The organism is Pseudomonas sp. C9D1 (genome assembly GCF_056491235.1).
In genome coordinates, this window is record NZ_JBSZIE010000002.1 from 2,927,079 (window position 1) to 2,944,452 (window position 17,374).

At 67.5% G+C, this 17,374-nt stretch carries 12 protein-coding genes and 1 pseudogene; 4 read left to right on the plus strand and 9 right to left on the minus strand.

Translation table 11 applies throughout. The features are described from left to right. Window positions 1-63: 63 nt before the first annotated feature. Window positions 64-1,421, plus strand: a pseudogene (locus ACXI0U_RS21685) (formimidoylglutamate deiminase). Window positions 1,422-1,424: 3 nt separating this feature from the next. Here ACXI0U_RS21685 and ACXI0U_RS21690 read toward each other — a convergent pair. The 7 genes from ACXI0U_RS21690 to ACXI0U_RS21720 form a co-directional block, all read right to left on the minus strand. Next, window positions 1,425-1,982, minus strand: a complete 558-nt coding sequence (locus ACXI0U_RS21690; RefSeq protein WP_479550792.1) for a lipocalin family protein — start codon at window positions 1,980-1,982, stop codon at window positions 1,425-1,427. After that, on the minus strand, window positions 1,979-2,233 hold the full coding sequence (locus ACXI0U_RS21695; RefSeq protein WP_021221206.1) for a hypothetical protein: 255 nt from the start codon (window positions 2,231-2,233) through the stop codon (window positions 1,979-1,981). Before ACXI0U_RS21695 ends, ACXI0U_RS21690 begins: the two co-directional genes overlap by 4 nt. 69 nt (window positions 2,234-2,302) lie before the next feature. Beyond that, window positions 2,303-2,902, minus strand: a complete 600-nt coding sequence (locus ACXI0U_RS21700; protein ID WP_479550793.1) for a DUF924 family protein — start codon at window positions 2,900-2,902, stop codon at window positions 2,303-2,305. Window positions 2,903-2,905: 3 nt separating this feature from the next. Continuing rightward, window positions 2,906-3,916, minus strand: a complete 1,011-nt coding sequence (locus tag ACXI0U_RS21705) for a class 1 fructose-bisphosphatase (RefSeq protein ID WP_021221208.1) — start codon at window positions 3,914-3,916, stop codon at window positions 2,906-2,908. A 173-nt stretch (window positions 3,917-4,089) separates the two neighbouring features. Beyond that, window positions 4,090-5,736 carry a histidine kinase N-terminal 7TM domain-containing diguanylate cyclase gene (locus tag ACXI0U_RS21710; RefSeq protein ID WP_431482854.1) on the minus strand — a complete coding sequence of 549 codons (1,647 nt, stop codon included), beginning with the start codon at window positions 5,734-5,736 and terminating at the stop codon, window positions 4,090-4,092. Window positions 5,737-5,941: 205 nt separating this feature from the next. Next, window positions 5,942-7,318, minus strand: a complete 1,377-nt coding sequence (locus ACXI0U_RS21715) for a DUF3999 domain-containing protein (RefSeq protein ID WP_479550794.1) — start codon at window positions 7,316-7,318, stop codon at window positions 5,942-5,944. Then, window positions 7,315-10,950 (minus strand): DUF2339 domain-containing protein, encoded by a 3,636-nt coding sequence (locus ACXI0U_RS21720; protein WP_479551111.1) that lies wholly within the window; start codon window positions 10,948-10,950, stop codon window positions 7,315-7,317. The genes ACXI0U_RS21715 and ACXI0U_RS21720 overlap by 4 nt, the downstream gene beginning before the upstream one ends. 299 nt (window positions 10,951-11,249) lie before the next feature. On the opposite strand from ACXI0U_RS21720, the gene ACXI0U_RS21725 reads away from it, so the two are divergent. Then, a complete protein-coding gene (locus tag ACXI0U_RS21725) occupies window positions 11,250-11,645 on the plus strand; it encodes a YkgJ family cysteine cluster protein (RefSeq protein ID WP_043240585.1) in 396 nt (131 codons plus the stop codon). Window positions 11,646-11,846: 201 nt separating this feature from the next. On the opposite strand, the gene ACXI0U_RS21730 is transcribed toward ACXI0U_RS21725, so the two are convergent. Then, complete coding sequence (locus tag ACXI0U_RS21730) at window positions 11,847-12,755, minus strand: DUF808 domain-containing protein (protein ID WP_431482856.1); 909 nt, start codon at window positions 12,753-12,755, stop codon at window positions 11,847-11,849. A 151-nt stretch (window positions 12,756-12,906) separates the two neighbouring features. Then, the gene (locus ACXI0U_RS21735; RefSeq protein WP_431482857.1) at window positions 12,907-14,691 is read right to left on the minus strand and encodes a phosphoethanolamine transferase CptA; all 1,785 of its coding nucleotides are present in this window, start codon (window positions 14,689-14,691) and stop codon (window positions 12,907-12,909) included. 201 nt (window positions 14,692-14,892) lie between these two features. Here ACXI0U_RS21735 and ACXI0U_RS21740 point away from each other — a divergent pair, with 201 nt between their 5' ends. Together ACXI0U_RS21740 and ACXI0U_RS21745 are read left to right on the plus strand one after the other, a co-directional pair. Beyond that, window positions 14,893-15,348, plus strand: coding sequence for a hypothetical protein (locus ACXI0U_RS21740; protein WP_021221215.1), 456 nt, complete (start codon window positions 14,893-14,895; stop codon window positions 15,346-15,348). Window positions 15,349-15,817: 469 nt separating this feature from the next. After that, complete coding sequence (locus ACXI0U_RS21745) at window positions 15,818-17,299, plus strand: M4 family metallopeptidase (RefSeq protein ID WP_021221216.1); 1,482 nt, start codon at window positions 15,818-15,820, stop codon at window positions 17,297-17,299. Window positions 17,300-17,374 lie beyond the last annotated feature (75 nt).

The following is a 17,374-nucleotide window of genomic DNA, read 5'->3' on the forward strand; positions in this document are numbered from 1 at the left end:
TTACGGTCTCGATATACGTCTGTATATGTATATACAAATAACAACCTTCGCAGGTCGCCAATCATGCCAGCCTTCTTCACCGAACGAGCCCTGCTTCCCCGGGGCTGGGCCAGGGACGTCCGTTTCGAGGTGGCCGCGGACGGCCGCCTGAGCCGCGTCGAGCCGGGCGCCACGGCCGATGGCGCCGAACACCTGAAAGGCCCGGTCGTGCCGGGGATGCCCAACCTGCACTCCCACGCCTTCCAGCGCGCCATGGCGGGGCTGGCCGAAGTGGCGGGCGACCCCAATGACAGCTTCTGGACCTGGCGCGACCTGATGTACCGCCTGGTCGGCCGCATGCAGCCGGAGCAGGTGGAAGTGATCGCCCGGCAGCTCTATATCGAGATGCTCAAGGCGGGCTTCACCGGCGTCGCCGAATTCCATTACCTGCACCACGACCGCGACGGCCGCCCCTATGCCGACCCGGCGGAGCTGGCCTTGCGCATCAGCCAGGCCGCCCGTCGCACCGGCATCGGCCTGACCCTGCTGCCGGTGCTCTACAGCCATTCCGGCTTCGGCGGCCAGGCGCCCAATGACGGCCAGCGCCGCTTCATCAACGGCACCGACGGCTACCTCGCCCTGCAGCAGCGCCTGCGCGAGGCACTGCCGGCCGACCAGATACTGGGTACCTGCTTCCACTCCCTGCGCGCGGTCACCCCGCAGCAGATCGACGCCGTGCTGGCGGCGGATGCGGGCGATGCCCCCATCCACATCCACATCGCCGAGCAGCGCAAGGAAGTGGACGACTGCCTGGCCTGGAGCGGCCGCCGCCCGTTGCAGTGGTTGTACGAGAACGTCGACGTGGATCCGCGCTGGTGCCTGGTCCACGCCACCCACGCGGAAGCCGACGAGGTCGAGGCGATGGCCCGCAGCGGCGCGGTGGCCGGCCTGTGCCTGACCACCGAGGCCAACCTGGGCGACGGCATCTTCCCGGCGGTGGACTACCTGGCCCGGGCGGGCGCTTCGGCATCGGCTCCGACAGCCATGTGTCGGTGAGCCCAGTGGAAGAACTGCGCTGGCTGGAATACGGCCAGCGCCTGCGCGATCAACGCCGCAACCGCCTGCACCAGCCCGGCCAGCCGCGCGTGGGCGACGCCCTCTACCAGGCCGCCCTGGCCGGCGGCGCCCAGGCACTGGGGCAGCCCGGTGGTGCCCTGGAAGTGGGCAGGCGCGCGGACTGGCTGGTGCTGGATGGCAACGACCCCTACCTCGCCACCGCTGCGGACGATGCGCTGCTCAACCGCTGGCTGTTCGCCGGCGGCGATCGTCAGGTACGCGATGTGATGGTGGCGGGGCGCTGGGTGGTGCAGGACGGCCGTCACCCCGAGGAAGAGGCGACGGCCCGAGAGTTCGCCGACACGCTGCGCGCGCTGCTGGGGTGACCCTCAGCGCGGCATCTCGTCGTCCGGCGTACGCCAGATCAGGGCATCGGTGTCGTAACCCTGGTCGCGGGCCAGCTTCAGCAGGTGCGCGCGAGTGTGCTCCGGCACCTCGGGAGCGCGTGACAGCAACCAGAGGTAGGTGCGGTCCGGGTGGCCCACCAGCGCGGTCTGGTAACCGTCGTCCAGGTAAAGCACCCAGTACTGGCCCTTGGTGAGGTCCGGCGCCAGGCGGCTGAACCAGTTATCGAAGCGCACCCAGAGCTTGTCGGTCTGCCCGGCGACCTGGGGCACGGCCTGGCCCTGGGCTTCCTGCCATTCGCCTTCGGCGGTACGGCAACGGTTGAGCACGCCGACCGCGCCATCCGGCTGCAGGCTGTAGTGGGCTTCGGATTGTGCGCAATGGCGCTGGAAGAACATCGGCAACCGCGCCAGTTCGTACCAGGTGCCCTGGTAGCGTTGCAGATCCACCGAACCCACCGTGCGCGGTGGCGCAGCGGGCTCGCTGGAGCCGGCGCAACCGGCCAGCAGCAGCGCGCCAAGCAGCAGCGCAAGACGGATCATTTCAGGCCCTGCCCTTGGTACATCATCACCTTGTCGCCGGCGAACTGGATGCTGATGAAGGCCTTCTGGTCGCCCCAGGTGCAGCTGGTCAGGCCCACGGCGCCGGAGCACTCGGTGGGTTCGCCGATGATCTGCTCGACCTCGGCCTTGGCCATGCCGGCCTTGATCTTCGAATAGTTCTCCTGGTTGATCTTGTTGCAGGCGACGAGCGCGACGCAGACGGACAGCAGGGCGAGGATGCGCAGTTGCATGAATGACTCCGTGGTGTGGGGAATACCGCGGCAAGCTTGGCACAGCGCCACGGGGAATGCCCATTGGAGTCAGAAGCGCGAGCCGGGTTCCTTGAGGAAAGCGGCTTCCTCGACGCTGGAGGCACGGCCGAGGATGGCGTTGCGATGGGGGAAGCGGCCGAAACGGGCGATCACCGCGTGGTGGCGCACGGCGTAGTCGAGGAAGTCGTCGAACAGCTCGCGCTCGGCAGGGGAAACGGCATCGCGCAGGGCGGTGTAGCGCTGCACGGCCAGTTCCTGGGTGGCCAAGTCCTCGGCGTGCTCGAAGACGATCTCGACGAACACCCGGCGGATTGGTGTGAGCTGCGCATCCAGGCCCCGGGCGATGCCGTCGCGCACCAGTGCCAGGGCACGGCTGTCGCCGGCATAGGCGCGGGGCTGGTCACGGAAGAGCATGCGCGGCAGCTGGTCCAGCAGCAGGATCAGCGCCAGCCAGCCCTCGGGCTGTTCCGCCCAGTCGGCCAGGCCGCCGTCCAGCGCCTGCTCCACCTGGCTGCCGAAGCACTGGCGGGCGTGTTGGTCCTGGCTGTCGCGCTTGCCGAACCACAGGCCCTGGCGCGCGGCAGCCGTCTCGGCAGCGTCGGCGAAATCGCCGAACCACCAGTCGAGCAACGGCTGCCAGGGCTGCATGGCTTATTCCTGGTGGTAGCCGGTAACGCGCTCGACTTCTTCCTTGGAGCCCAGGAACACCGGCACACGCTGGTGCAGGGAGGTGGGCTGGATATCGAGGATGCGCTGACGGCCATCGGTGGAGGCGCCGCCGGCCTGCTCGATGATGAAGGACATCGGGTTGGCTTCGTACATCAGGCGCAGCTTGCCGGGCTTCTCCGGCTCACGGGCGTCCCAGGGGTACATGAACAGGCCGCCACGGGTGAGGATGCGGTGCACGTCGGCCACCATGGAGGCGATCCAGCGCATGTTGTAGTTCTTGCCCAGCGGGCCTTCCTTGCCGGCCAGCAGCTCGTCCACGTAGCGCTTAACCGGGGCTTCCCAGTGGCGCTGGTTGGACATGTTGATGGCGAATTCAGCGGTGGCGGTCGGCACGCGGATGTCGTCGTGGGTCAGTACGAAGCTGCCCAGCTCGCGGTCCAGGGTGAAGCCCTTGACGCCGTCGCCCAGGGTCAGCAGCAGCATGGTCTGCGGGCCGTAGATGGCGTAGCCGGCGGCCACCTGCTTGGTGCCCGGCTGCAGGAAGGCCTGCTCGTTGAGGCTATCGTTCTGGGAGAGGTACTCGTCCGGGCAGCGCAGCACCGAGAAGATGGTGCCGACCGAGACGTTGACGTCGATGTTGGAAGAGCCGTCCAGCGGGTCGAATACCAGCAGGTACGCGCCCTTGGGGTACTTGCCGGGGATCTGGTAGGCGTTGTCCATCTCTTCGGAGGCCATGCCGGCCAGGTGGCCGCCCCACTCGTTGGCTTCCAGGAGGATTTCGTTGGAGAGCACGTCGAGCTTCTTCTGTACCTCGCCCTGTACGTTCTCGGTGCCCATGCTGCCGAGCACGCCGCCGAGGGCGCCCTTGGAAACGGCATGGCTGATTTCCTTGCACGCACGCGCCACGATCTCGATGAGGAAGCGCAGATCGGCAGGGGTGTTGTGGCTACGGGTCTGCTCGATCAGATAGCGACTCAGGGTTACGCGGGACATGGAAGAGGCTCCAGAGGGGAAGTAAAAACGCGCGCAGTTTAGCGCGACTCGCGCCGCAATGCTGCAAGCCGCTCGGCAGCCTTCTGCAATGCCCGGAGCAGAGGCGCCGGAGGCCTTCTGGGCGGCACGCAGAATCATCTGACGCAGCAAACGCCAACTGGTTCAGCGACGGCTCAGAGGCTCACCCGGGCCAGCGCGCAGACCTGGTTGCGGCCGTTGCGCTTGGCGTCGTACAGCGCGGCATCGGCCACCTGCAGCAGCTCGTCGAGGCTCTGCCCCTGGCTGGGCCAGATGGCCAGGCCGGCGGACAGGGTCACGTGCAGCTTGCCGCCACGGGTGGCCAGGCCGGTATCGGCCAGTTCGCGACGGATGGCTTCCAGGCGCAGGCGCGCCTCTTCGCTGTCGGCCCCGGGCAGGATCAGCAGGAACTCCTCGCCGCCGATGCGGAACACCGCGTCGGTGCTGCGCAGGCTGCATTCCAGGAAGCCGGCGACGCCCTTGAGCACGTCGTCGCCCACCAGGTGGCCGTGGCGGTCGTTGAGCTGTTTGAAGTGATCCAGGTCGATCAGGGCCAGGGCGATGGGGGTTTCCTCACGGAGGCTGCGGGCCTGCTCGCGGGCGAAGAATTCGTTGAGGTAGCGGCGGTTGTAGAGCCCGGTGAGCGGGTCGCAGAGGGCCTGCTCCTGCAGCTGCTCGTGCAGGCTGGAGATGGTGAGCAGGCGTTGCTCGCTCAGGGCCAGGGCCTCAGCCAGTTGCAGCTCGCTGCGGTGGCGCTCGGTCACCTCGCGCAAGTAGGCCATCCGCCCCAGCACATGGCTGCCGGTGCGGGTGACCCGCTCGATGGCCCGGGCGCGCACCTCGAAGTAACGCGGCGGCTCGCCCAGGGTCAGCATCGGCTCGCCACCGGCCTGCGCCTGCAGCAGGCCATGCAGTTCGACGCCGATCACCGGCCAGCCCAGCAGCGCCCTGCCCTGCCAGCCGTTACGCAAGCCCGCCAGGCGCAGCGCGGCGGGGTTGGCCTCGATCACGCGGCCCTTGGCATCGATCACCAGCACCGGATCGGGCAGCTCCTCCAACAACAGGTGGCGCGCCACCGGCAACAGGTCGAACAGGCGCACACCGAGGATCAGCCAGGAAAACGCCAGCAGGGTGAAGGCGAAGCTGAAGGGCGTCGGGTCGAAGCCGAACAGGGTCCAGCCGAACACCACGTAGCTGATGTTGGCCGCCCAGGGCACGCAGGTGACCACGGCGAAGGCGAGGTAGTGGCGACGATGCAGGCCGTGGCTGGTGATCACCGCTCGGCTCACCACCGCCAGGCAGAACAGCATCAGCACATAGACGTACACCGCGGTGCCGTGGAACAGCACGCCGTGCTCGTACACCACCGGCGCACCCGGCAGGCTGGAAGCCGGCGCAGTGGCCGGGCCATAGAAGGCCTGCCAGGGGTTGAGCAGCGCCAGGCCCCATACCGCCAGCGGCGCGATCGCCAGGGGCAGGTAGCGCTGCGGCGCCAGAGGCTCGCGGATGCTGTTGACGTATTGCCAGAGGAACACCGCCCAGAGCGTGGGCACGGCGACGATCCCCGGCCAGGCCATGCTGGCCCAGAACACCTTGCACGAGGCGCCCTGGGCGGCCAGTTCGAGGCCGGCGGTGGTCAGCCACCAGAGAATGCAGACATGCAGGACGACGAAGCTGGCGCGGCCCGGGAAGTAGCGCTGGCGGCCGATCCAGCGGGCCAGGAACATGATGCCGACGCTCAGCATCCCGGTGAACAGGACGGGAGTGGTCAGCGCCCAGCCGGAGCCGCTGCACATGCTCATGCCGGGCGCCCCACGGCGAGCCGACGAATGACCGGCCGCCCGAAGAAGGACTGGCCCAAGAGGCGGGCAGCTTGCAGCTGCGAAATGAAGTCGAGCACCGGTCGTACCTGACGCAAAGGAACGTTGCGCGACCCCTGTCGCGCAACGGCGCCAAGATACAGCAAAAAGCCAGTATCTACGTGACAACTTCGCTCAGCGAGCGGCCTCAGCCCCCCTTGCTTTGGCCCTTCAGCAGGCTCAGCGCCATCAGCACCAGAAGCCCCACGCCCAGCAACAGGACGGCCCACAGGCCGATGCGCTTCCAGGCCAATGCCGAGCCCTTCTCCTCGGCCACCACCACCGCCTTGGCCTCGGCCAGGCGCAGGTCGCCATCGGGCTGGGCGCTGCCCATCTTCGCCAGGCTGCCGGGGCCGTAGCCGGGCACCAGGGTGGTCAACGGCAGTTCGGCGCTGGCCGCGCCGGGCTTGCCGACGGCCAGGGTATAGGGCGGCGTGCCCCGGGCCAGGAACACCAGTTGCAGCGCACGCATGCCTACCTGCAGGGTCGGGGCCTTGGCGCCGAAGCCGCCGGCGCGCTGGTCCACGCTCATCTTCAGGTGCTGCACCGGCATCCAGCCGTCCAGTTCGAGCCGGTCGTGCAGCACCTCCTCGCCGTCCTTGGGCAGGCGGTAGAGCAGCCCGGAGGTCAGCGCCTGCCATTGCGCGGTGTCGTTGCTCCGCGCCTGGAGCCGCACCGGCGCCAGGGTATTGGCTTGTTCGAGGGAGAATTTCAGGCTCTCCACCGGCAGCGGCAAGGGCAGGTCCCAGCTGTACTCGCCGGCCGCCGGGCTGCCTGCGGGCAGCGGATCGGACCAGACCATCGGCGCCGGGCTGCTTTCCTGGCGGGCACCGGTGACCCGCGCTTCGGTTAGCAACGGCGCTTCGCGGTCCAGCCAGAGCAGGCGCAGGTAGCGCGCCTTGTGCCCGGGCAGGGTCACTTCACGCTGGTAGATATGGTCGTTGCCGAAGCTCAGCCGGGCGATCTGCCCGGTGCCCCAGGACTGCCAGCTCTGCAGGTCGTCGCTGGCCTCGATGGTGAACTGCTGGAAGCCTTCACCCTCCTCGCTCCAATCGATCACCAGTTTCTCCAGGGGCGCTTTCATGCCACTGGCGTCCAGCAACCAGCCACGCAGGCGCTCGCCGCTGGCGGCCGGGTCTTCCGGCAGCACCTCGACCACGGTGCCGGTTGTGCTGCGTTCCACCCGCACCCGAGGCGCACCCAGGCTGGTATCGGCCGGGCCGCGCAGGGGGAACCACTTGAGTTCCAGCTCCTGCTCGCTGCGGGTGACCTGGGACTCACCCCGGGCCAGCGCATAGGCCAGGGGCTCGCCCTCGGCGTTGAAGATGCGCAGGTCACGCAGGTCAGCATGACGGGCGAGGAAATGCAGCGACATCGGCAGGTCGACGCGGTACCAGGGGCCATTGCCCTCGACCTTGAGCGGTACCCGGGCGGCGAAGTCGTCCAGGCTGTCCTGGGCCTGCACCGGCTGTGTCACGCACAGCAGGCCCAGGCAGATGTTCAGCAAGAGGGGGAAACGGCTCATGCGTTGACCTGCTCCGATTCGGGCGCCGCCCGCTTGGGCGGAAGCGGCGCGAAGTAACCGACGACCAGCAGCAACACGCCGACGCCGATGAAGGAAATGATCCGCTCCAGGCCGCCCCGGTTACCCAGTTCGACGAAGAACAGCTTGGCCACCACCACCGCGATCAGCGCGGCGCCCACCAGCCACAGCTCGCGATGCACGCGCCTGTGGCCGCCGATCATCAGGCCCAGGGCGATGCTGGTCCAGACGATGGACAGGCCGGCCTGCACCAGCATCGAATCCAGCTGCGCATCCAGCACGAAGGGCACGCCGCCCCAGTGGTGGGCGCTGCGGAAGACGATGGCCGTGGCCAGGGCGAACAGCGAGGCGCCCACCACCAGCTGCGGCGCCAGGCGCTGGATGCTGGTGTCGAAGCCGAACTCGCCGAGGTTCTCGCGCAGCCACAGCCAGACGCCCAGCAGGGCGAAGAGCAGGCCCAGCTCCAGCGGGTTGACCAGCGGCAGGTAGGGCAGCGGGTCGGCACTGCCGTCGCTCCAGGCGTTGGCGATCCAGAACCAGGCCAGCATCATCGCCGCCAGGGGCATGGCGGCCCACAGGCGGTATTCGCGCGGGAAGGCGACCACCGGCCAGGGCAGGCGCGACACCCGGGTGACCAGCAGCAGGTAGAGGCTCGGCAACAGGGCCCAGCCCAGCCAGCGCCAGGCGTTGTAATGCTCGGACAGCAGCATCAGCAGGTAACGCAGCTCCAGCGCCAGCACCCCGAGGATCAACCAGCAACCCAGCACGTGGGCGGCGCTGCGGGGACCTTCCGGCAGCAGCCCGTGGAGCTTGCGCAGGGCCAGCAGGTGCACCGCGAACAGCGCGCCCCAGCCCAGCCAGCCGAAGTCCGCCGCCGGGTGGTAATGCGGGTTCCAGGCAAGCATCAGCACCACCAGCGCACCCGGCACCAGCAGCAGGCAGAGCAGCGCCAGGGTGCGCCACTGGGTGCGCAGCGCCAGCAGCATCCACAGCGCCACGGTCACCGCCGCCGCCAGCAGCACCAGGGGCACCTGCAGTTCCGGCGCGGCGAAGCGGGCGATCTCGGCGACCCAGGTCAGGGTCCACCAGCCCGCGCTCCACACCAGCAGCAGTTGCGACAGGTGCCCCAGGCTCAGGCCTTGCAGGCGCGGGTCTTCGCGACGGGTCTCGTGGTGCAGGCGCCAGGCGCCGGCCAGGGCGGCCAGGGACAGCACCAGCGGCGTCCAGAAGCCGGCGTGGGCCAGCGGGCGCAAGCCCTCGGTGCTTAACTGGCCGAGCAGCAACGGGCTCACCGCGAGGAAGCTCAGGCCCGCGATCACCTGCAGCGCCAGGCCGAAGACGAAGCTGGCGCGCAGCTGCAGGTGCAGGCTGAGCCAGACGATCAGCAGGCCGCTGCCGCCCCATACCGCGCTGGCCGTACGCCAGGGCAGGACGAAGAGCACCGCCAGGTTGATGAACACCAGGCCCACCAGCAGCACCAGGGACATGCTGTGCAGCAGGCGCTTGTCGTTGCGCACCATGTCGTCGCGAGCCGCCACCAGCATGCCGCCGATCAGCGCCAGGCCGATCAGCGAGGCGGTGACCAGGCCACTCCAGCCCAGCGCACTGCCACTGCCCAGCCCGCTGCGGTCCATGCCCAGGAGGAACACGGCGCCACCGAGCAGCTGCACGGCGAAGGCGCTGAAGAGGAAGGTGCGCGAGGCCAGGCGCAGGCCGACGTAGAGGGTCGCCAGGCCGGCCAGGGCCCAGACGATGGCGGTGCCTTCGGCGCGCAGGCACAGCGGCGCGATCAGGTAGAGGAAGGCCAGCCCGCTGCAGGCCAGCACCGGCAAGCCGCTGCGTTCCCAGGCGGACGCCTCTTCCTCCTGCGCACCGCGCAGCTGCCAGAAGCTGAACAGCAGCGCCACGCCGAGCATCAGCGCGCCCAGCGCCGCACCGTCCAGCAGGCTGTCGACGCCCACGCGCAGGCTGCCGAGGAAGGCCAGGGCCGCCCCCACCTGCAACAGCAGGGCGAAGGCGCGGGCCAGCGGCCGGCGCTGACGCAGGCCCAACCAGAAGATGCCGGCGCCTTCCACGGCCCAGGCAGCGGAAGTCCAGCGCGCATCCAGGCCCAGCGGGATGGCCAGGGTGCCGAACACCACGCCGAGGGCCATGCAGGTTTCCACCAGCAACAAGGCGCGGCCCGGCGCGCGGCCCGACAGCACCCGGGCGATCAGCATGTACAGCAGGCCCAGGGCCAGGGCGCTGAAGGCGGCGCCGAACTCGATGTGGTGGATCACCGCGTACTGCAGGCCGAAACCGACCAGGGGCGGGCCGAACAGCACGGTGCCGTCGATGTAGTCGCCCTGGCGCGCCGACCAGCGCAGCAGCGCATCACGCTCGCCATCCGGCGCGGCCGCCGCCTCGCGCAGCTTGCGCCGGGCGAACAGCAGGCCGATGGCCAGGTACATGAGGAAGAACAGCACCAGGAAGGGCTCGGTGCTGGCGAACAGCTCCGGCTTATAGGAGCGCATGCCCCAGGCGAAGCCGATGCCGAAGGTGCCGACGAAGCCGATCAGGTTGAGCAGGCGCCAGGCCTTGAACCAGGCGATGGCGAAGATGCCCGCGTTGAGCAGGGCGAAATAGGAGAACAGCGCGACATGGTTGCCGCTGCCGGTGGAGGTGAGGATCGGCGCGGCGAAACCGCCCAGCGCCGCAGCGGCGGCCAGGCCCAGGGCATCCTGCAGCACGGCGAGGATGGCCGAGCAGATCGTCACCACGATCAGCAGGATCAGCGCCATCTTCGGGTCCAGCAGCGGGTGCAGGCGCATCGCCGCGAACACCGTCAGGTAGAGCACCGCGATGCCCGCACCCTGCAGCATCAGGCCGTAGTTGGGGTTGCGCCGGCGCAGCCACCAGCCCAGCCCCAGGAGGGCGATGGCGGCAGCCGCGACGCCCGCATAGCGCACCTCGATGGGCACCACCATGCCTTCGGTGGCATAGCGCAGGAGGAAGGCCAGGCCGAGGAAGAGCAGCAGCACGCCGACCCGCAGCACGGTATTGCCACCGAACAGCCAGTTGCGCGCGGCCTCGAAGCCCCGCTCGAACAGCGAGGGCTCGCGGGGCGGCGGTGGTGGGGGCGGGGTGACCGGGGCACGGGCGACCATGGGTTCCGGCTGGCGCGTTGGCAGCGGCTCGGCCAGGGGCTCGGGGAGAGGTTCCAGGGTCCAGTCGCTGACATCCGGCTGGCGCGGTGGGGGGGTGACCACCAGGGGCTCCGGCTCGAGCTCCGCAGGCAGTTCCCAGACCAGCTCGCTGTCGTCCACCGGTTGCTCCGGCTTCTCCGGCGCGGCGGCCTGGGCATGGGCGACGGGCGCTTCCGGCACTGGCACGGGCGCCTCGGTGGGCGGCGCGGCGGGAGCGGCGGGTTGCACCCCGCTGCGCTCGACCTTGAGCAGCCGCTCATGGATGGCCTGCGTACCGACATCGAAACGGGCCGCGAACTCGCGCAGCTGCTTCTGCAGGGCGGCGTTTTCCGTACTCAGCCCGTGCAGGCGGATCGCCTGCCCGAGGCCCAATCCGAGGAGGCCGCCCAGCAGGGCTCCGGTGATCGATTCACCGGCTGCCGCTCCCATGGCCAGACCCACCAGCATGAAGATCCATTGCATGCACTGAATTCCCAAGTGATTGAGAAGAAACGCCAGATCCCTGCACGTTCAACGGCGCCGCCCGGCGTAAATGGCGACGCGCCAGTATATCGAGCGAAACGGAACACTCCCTACAGACGAATGCTGGCCATCTCACAGACACAGAAAATTCATCCGATTGCGCACAGAGAGTAGAAATCGTCTCGCCGGCCGGCGGCAAACTGTTCACAAATTCGCCAATCCCGCTATGATGCGCGCCCTCCCAGCCCCAAGCCCGCGCCCAAGCCATGAAAACCATGCTCATCGTCGGTGCCGACATCGATCGCACCGAAACCTGGATCCGTTACGAAAAGAGCATGTGCCACGCCTGCGTCTCCAGTTGCTGCACCATGCCGGTGGAGGCCCGCATCAGCGATCTGATCCGCATGGAGCTGGTGGCCGATTTCGAGCGCGGCGAGCCGCCGAAGAACATCGCCAAGCGCCTGATGAAGGACGGCCTGGTGGAACGCTTCAACCAGAAGTCGGGCATCTTCACCCTGGCCCGCATGGCCAACAACGACTGCTACTTCCTCGACCGCAAGTCGCGCCTGTGCACCATCTACGACAAGCGCCCGGAAACCTGCCGCAACCACCCCAGGATCGGTCCGCGCCCCGGCTACTGCGCCTTCAAGCCCAACGCCTGATCCCGCGACCTCGACCAAGGCGGGTTTCACCCGCCCTACCCACCTCGGCAAGTAGCGCCCACCCAGGATGCTGCCTTGTGGGAGGGGATTCATCCGCGATGCCCCGGCCCCCCGGGCTGAAGCCCGGGCTACGACCCGAAGCCCCTGAAAACGAAAACGCCCCGCGGGCGATGCCAGCGGGGCGTTTTTCATGGGCGGCTATCAGCCCTTGGCGAACAGCTTCTTGGCCAGGCTCACCACCACCAGCACCAGCGCACCGGCGACGATGCCGACCACGCCGTTGATCAGGGTCGGCACCACCACGCCAGCGGCGCCCGCGGCTTCGGCCAGGTGATGGATCGGCTCGTGGGCCGCAGGAATGCCGTGGGTGAGGATGCCGCCGCCCACCAGGAACATCGCGGCGGTGCCGATCACCGACAGCCCTTTCATCATGTAGGGCGCGGCACGCAGGATGGCGCGACCAATGCTCTGCGCGGCCTGGCTGGCCTTGCGGCTGAGGTAGAGGCCCAGATCGTCCAGCTTGACGATGCCAGCCACCAGGCCATACACGCCGGCGGTCATGATCGCGGCGATGCCCACCAGCACGGCCACCTGCACACCGAAGGACGACTCGGCGACCGTGCCTAGGGTGATGGCGATGATTTCAGCGGAGAGGATGAAGTCGGTGCGGATCGCGCCCTTGACCTTGGCCTTCTCGAAGGCCACCACGTCCACGTCGGTCTTGGCCAGCGCCTCGACATGGGCCGCATGGCTCTGCTCGTCTTCCTCGGCGCTGTGCAGCCACTTGTGGGCGAGCTTCTCGAAGCCCTCGAAGCACAGGTAGGCACCGCCCACCATCAGCAGCGGGGTCACCGCCCAGGGCGCGAAGGCACTGATCAGCAGCGCAGCCGGCACCAGGATCGCCTTGTTCACCGCCGAGCCCTTGGCCACCGCCCAGACCACCGGCAGCTCGCGCTCGGCCTGCACACCGGAAACCTGCTGGGCGTTGAGGGCCAGGTCGTCCCCCAGTACGCCGGCGGTTTTCTTGGCGGCGACCTTGGTCATCAGGGAAACGTCGTCGAGGACGCTGGCGATATCGTCGAGCAGGGTGAGCAGGCTGGCTCCGGCCATGTGGAAATCCTTGAGTGGGGGAAGGCGTTGCAGGGGCGGAATGATGCAACAGCCTACGGCGCCATTCCATCGGCCCGTCGGATTTCCAAGCAAAAAGCTGACAGACAGACGCCCCGGCACAGTCAAGGCCGGGGCCGGACGCTATCTCACCTCAACCACGGGTGCTGGGCGGGCCGCTCTGCAGGGGCTGGTCGCCCTCCTTTGCCACTTCCACCGGTTTGGCGGCGGCCTTGGGTTTGGGCTTGATCAGGCTGAAGTCGATCATGGTCTTCGGCGTGTAGGGGTTGCCGATCATCAACGGGCGCGCCTTGAAGTCGGCACTGACCAGGCTACGGGTGGGGTCGAGCGTGTCGAAACGCAGGCCGGCGAGGTCTGCCCAGGTGTGCACCAGCCCGGCACTGCTGAAGGGGCGGTCGAAGGTACCGGCGAAATTACGCGGGTGGCTCTGCTGCCAGGCGGGGCTGGTCCAGACCATGAAGGGGATGGTGTACATCGGCGCGGTGGGCGCCGCCTCGTTGCGCCCCAGCACCTGCGGGTGCTCGGGGTCGAACACCGCCTCGCCGTGGTCGGACAGGTAGAGCAGGAAGCCGTTCGGGTCGGTGGCCTTGAAGCGCTCGATCAGGGTGGAGACCACGTGGTCGTTGAACAGCACGGCGTTGTCGTAGCTGTTGTAGGTGGGCAACTGGTCGTCGGTGACGTTGGGCGGCACGCCCTGGCGATCGGTGAAGCGCTCGTACTCCGGCGGGTAGCGGTACTGGTAGCTCATGTGGGTGCCCAGCAGGTGCACCACGATGAATTTGCGCGGCGCCTGGTCGGCGAGGACCTTGGCGAAGGGCTCGAACACATCGTCGTCGTACTGGCGAGCATTCTGGTTGCGGTTGTTGTTCAGGTAGAACTGCTCGTCGGCCTGCTTGGAGAAGGTGGTGAGCATGGTGTTGCGCTTGGTCAGGGTCTGCTGGTTGGTGATCCAGAAGGTCTTGTAGCCCGCCTGTTTCATCATGTTCAGCAGCGAGGGCTTGCTCAGGTAGGCGTCCGGGTTGCTCTCGTCGGCGAAGCTCAGCACCTGCTGCAGCGCCTCGATGGTGTAGGGGCGCGGGGTGACCACGTTGTCGAACACCTGCAGCTCGCCGCGCAGCTTGTCGAGGTTCGGCGTGGTCGAGCGTGGGTAGCCATACAGGCTCATGCGCTGGCGGTTGGTGGATTCGCCGATGACCAGCACCAGGGTCGACGGCTGGTTGCCGTTGATGTCGTGCAGGTTGGCCAGGGGCGCGATGCGGGCGTTGCCTTCCAGCAGGTCCTGCATGTTGGACAGCTGCTGGCGGTATTGCCGGTAGCCTACCGCCAGTTGCCAGGGCACCGCCGGCTCCAGGCGCTTGTCGATGCCGTCCATGGCCTGCTCGAAGCTGTCGTTGACCATCATCTGCTTGGTCACCGGGTAGCCGAGCAGCGCCACCAGCAAGGCCGCGCTGATCGCCAGCGCCTTGCCACGGGGCAGGTACACCGGGCGCAGGCGCCGCCAGATCAGCCAGGCGACGCCGGCGTAGGCCAGCAGCACCAGGGGGATCCACCAGGTCATGTACTGGGTCAGGTACTCGCCGGCTTCGGCGGTATTGGACTCGAACATGATGAAGATGACGCTCTGGGAAAACTCCTGGCCGTACACCAGGAAGTAGAAAAGCGCCGGCAACGAGGCGAGCCAGAGCATCACGCCGATCACCGCAGCGAGGGTGCGGGTGCGCGCCGGGAACAGCAGCACCGGGATCAGCCACAGGCCGCTGAGCAGGAAGGCCTGGCGAAAGCCGGTGAAGCCACTGGTATCGGTGGCGAGGATCAGCACCTGGGTGAGGCCGGAGAAGCACCAGAAGAACAGAAACAACCAGCCCAGACCGGCCCAGTCGAATGTCCGGGCCCCTTGATCACGCGCATGCGACGGCATAAGAACTCCATCAGTCGGATACAGGCTGCCGAGCGAACCGGCAGGAACCGCACGGACTCTGCACAAGCACGTGTGAAAACTTCGTCAAGAAAGGCGATACGGCCCGGGAGTAAGCGCTCCCGCGCAACGCATCCCAATGGCGTGGGGGCAAAGTCGCTACACTCCGCCACCACCCATGCTCCAGCAGGACACGGAATGTCGATGACCACCCCGCACGCACGCCTCCGCCAGCTCCTCGTTTATTGGCTGTATGCCGCCGCCTTCGGCCATCTCTGTGCCGGCCTCGCGCTCACCTGGTTCAACCACCTGCCGCTGTTCGAGGCCTATCAGCAGGGCGTCGAGCACGCCTTCTGGACCGGCGCAGTGCCGGCGGGCGCGCGCGATCAGCAGCTGTGGTGGCAGGCCCTGTTCGGCGCCACGATGCAAAGCTACGCGGTGTTCATGTTCGCCCTGGTGCGCATCGGCGACCGTGGGCGCAACGCTTCGGCCTGGGGCTGGATGATGGTCGGCATCCTGCTGTGGGCCCCGCAGGACATGCTGCTCTCCGCGCAGCGGGGCATCTGGGCGCACCTGTGGGTCGACGGTTTTGCCCTGCTCGCCCTGCTGCCACCGCTCGCCTGGCTCTATCGACACGATCGCCGCACATCTTCCGACTGACCAGTCGTCGGCAGCTCCCGCAGGCCTTGGGTGATCCGACCGAAGGCCGAGGGCTTCGCTTCTCCGTCGCCCCACCTCCTTTCCCTCGCTTCGCTGTCGCCGGCTCCCGCTCGCGGTTGCCGGGGCAACCTCCCGTATTCCGGGCCCTGCAGCCCCGAATCCCGGACCGGGCTCCCCCTTGCGAGCCCATCCGTCATCGCCACGGCACCCGGGCAAGCGCAACGGCTAGCAATTGACACCCTGTCAATTCACGACAAATAGCCGCCTTATTGCCGAAATTTGCAGCAAATATCGCGATTATTTATGCATTCGAGCGTTGATATCCCCTTCCTGGCGTCTATACCTTCCTCCTTATCGCCACCCCAACCGGCCATCCGCCGGGCACCGGCGATACCTCGCTCCTAGAGCGCCCACAAGGCCACTGGAGCACCACGGAGATACCCTCCGACCATCACCAAGGAGCTACAGAATGCAAAGGAAGTTCATAGGAAAAACGCTGATCCTGGCCACTCTCGCCTCTCCCGCGATAGGACTCGCGGCCGAGCTGGTGGACGTAGCCAAGTTGCCGTCACGGGCAGGAATAGCCGGTGGCAGCGACATCCACTCCGACCTGGGCCTGGCACCCGAGGAGCTCGACAAGGGCACCAGCGCCAAGCTGCCGAACGGCACCCAGGTCACCCGCTACCAGCAGTACTACAAGGGCGTGCGGGTCTGGGGCGAAGCCATCACCGAAAGCCGCAACGGCGCCACCAAGCGCACGGGCCGCATGCTGGTAGGCATCGAGCAGGACCTGGTGCGTGACGCCACCCCCACCCTGACCAAGGAGCAGGCCCTGCAACAGGCCAAGGCCCTGGTCGCCAGCAGCCAGCCGGTGAGCAACGAGCAGAGCGAGCTGGTGGTACGGCTGAACGAGCAGAAGCAGGCGCAACTCGCCTACGTGGTGTCGTTCTTCGTCGGCGGGGATGAGCCGTCCCGTCCGCACTTCATGATCGAAGCCAACACCGGCCAGGTCCTGCAGCGCTGGGAAGGCCTCAACCACGCCGAAGCCACTGGTCCGGGCGGCAACGCCAAGACCGGCAAGTACCTCTACGGCACCCAGTACGGCCCGCTGATCGTCAACAACCGCTGCGAGATGAACAGCGGTGACGTGATCACCGTCAACCTCAACAACAGCACCAACAACACCAGCGTCAAAGCCTTCCGCTTCGCCTGCCCGTACAACGAGTACAAGCTCACCAACGGCGCCTACTCGCCCCTCAACGATGCCCACTACTTCGGCAACGTGGTGTTCCAGATGTACGGCAACTGGTTCGGCGGGCTGCGTCCGCTCAACGAGAAGAAGCTGTACATGAAGGTGCATTACGGCAACGGCTACGAGAACGCCTTCTGGGACGGCCAGGCCATGACCTTCGGCGACGGCAAGAGCCGCTTCTACCCGCTGGTTTCCCTCGACGTGTCGGCCCACGAGGTCAGCCACGGCTTTACCGAGCTGAACTCCGGCCTGGTCTACGAGGGGCAATCCGGCGGCATGAACGAAGCCTTCTCGGACATGGCCGGCGAAGCCGCCGAGTACTTCATGAAGGGGCAGAACGACTGGAAGGTGGGTGCCGATATCTTCAAGGGCAACGGTTCGCTGCGCTACATGGACCAGCCCAGCCGTGACGGCAGCTCCATCGACCGGGCCAGCGACTACTACGAAGGCATCGACGTGCACCACTCCAGCGGGGTGTACAACCGCGCCTTCTACCTGCTCGCCAAGTCGACCGGCTGGAACACCCGCAAGGCCTTTGAAGTGTTCGTCGACGCCAACCGCTTCTACTGGACCGAGACCAGCACCTTCGACCAGGGCGCCTGCGGCGTGATCAAGTCGGCACAGAACCGCAGCCTGCCGACGGCGGACGTGATCAACGCGTTCAAGGCCGTGGGCGTGAGCTGCAAGACGGCGCTGTAACCAGGGCACTGCCCGTATCAGGCCCCCTGTCGGCGCGAGCTTGCAGGGGGTCATGAAGACGGGCATCGAACAGCG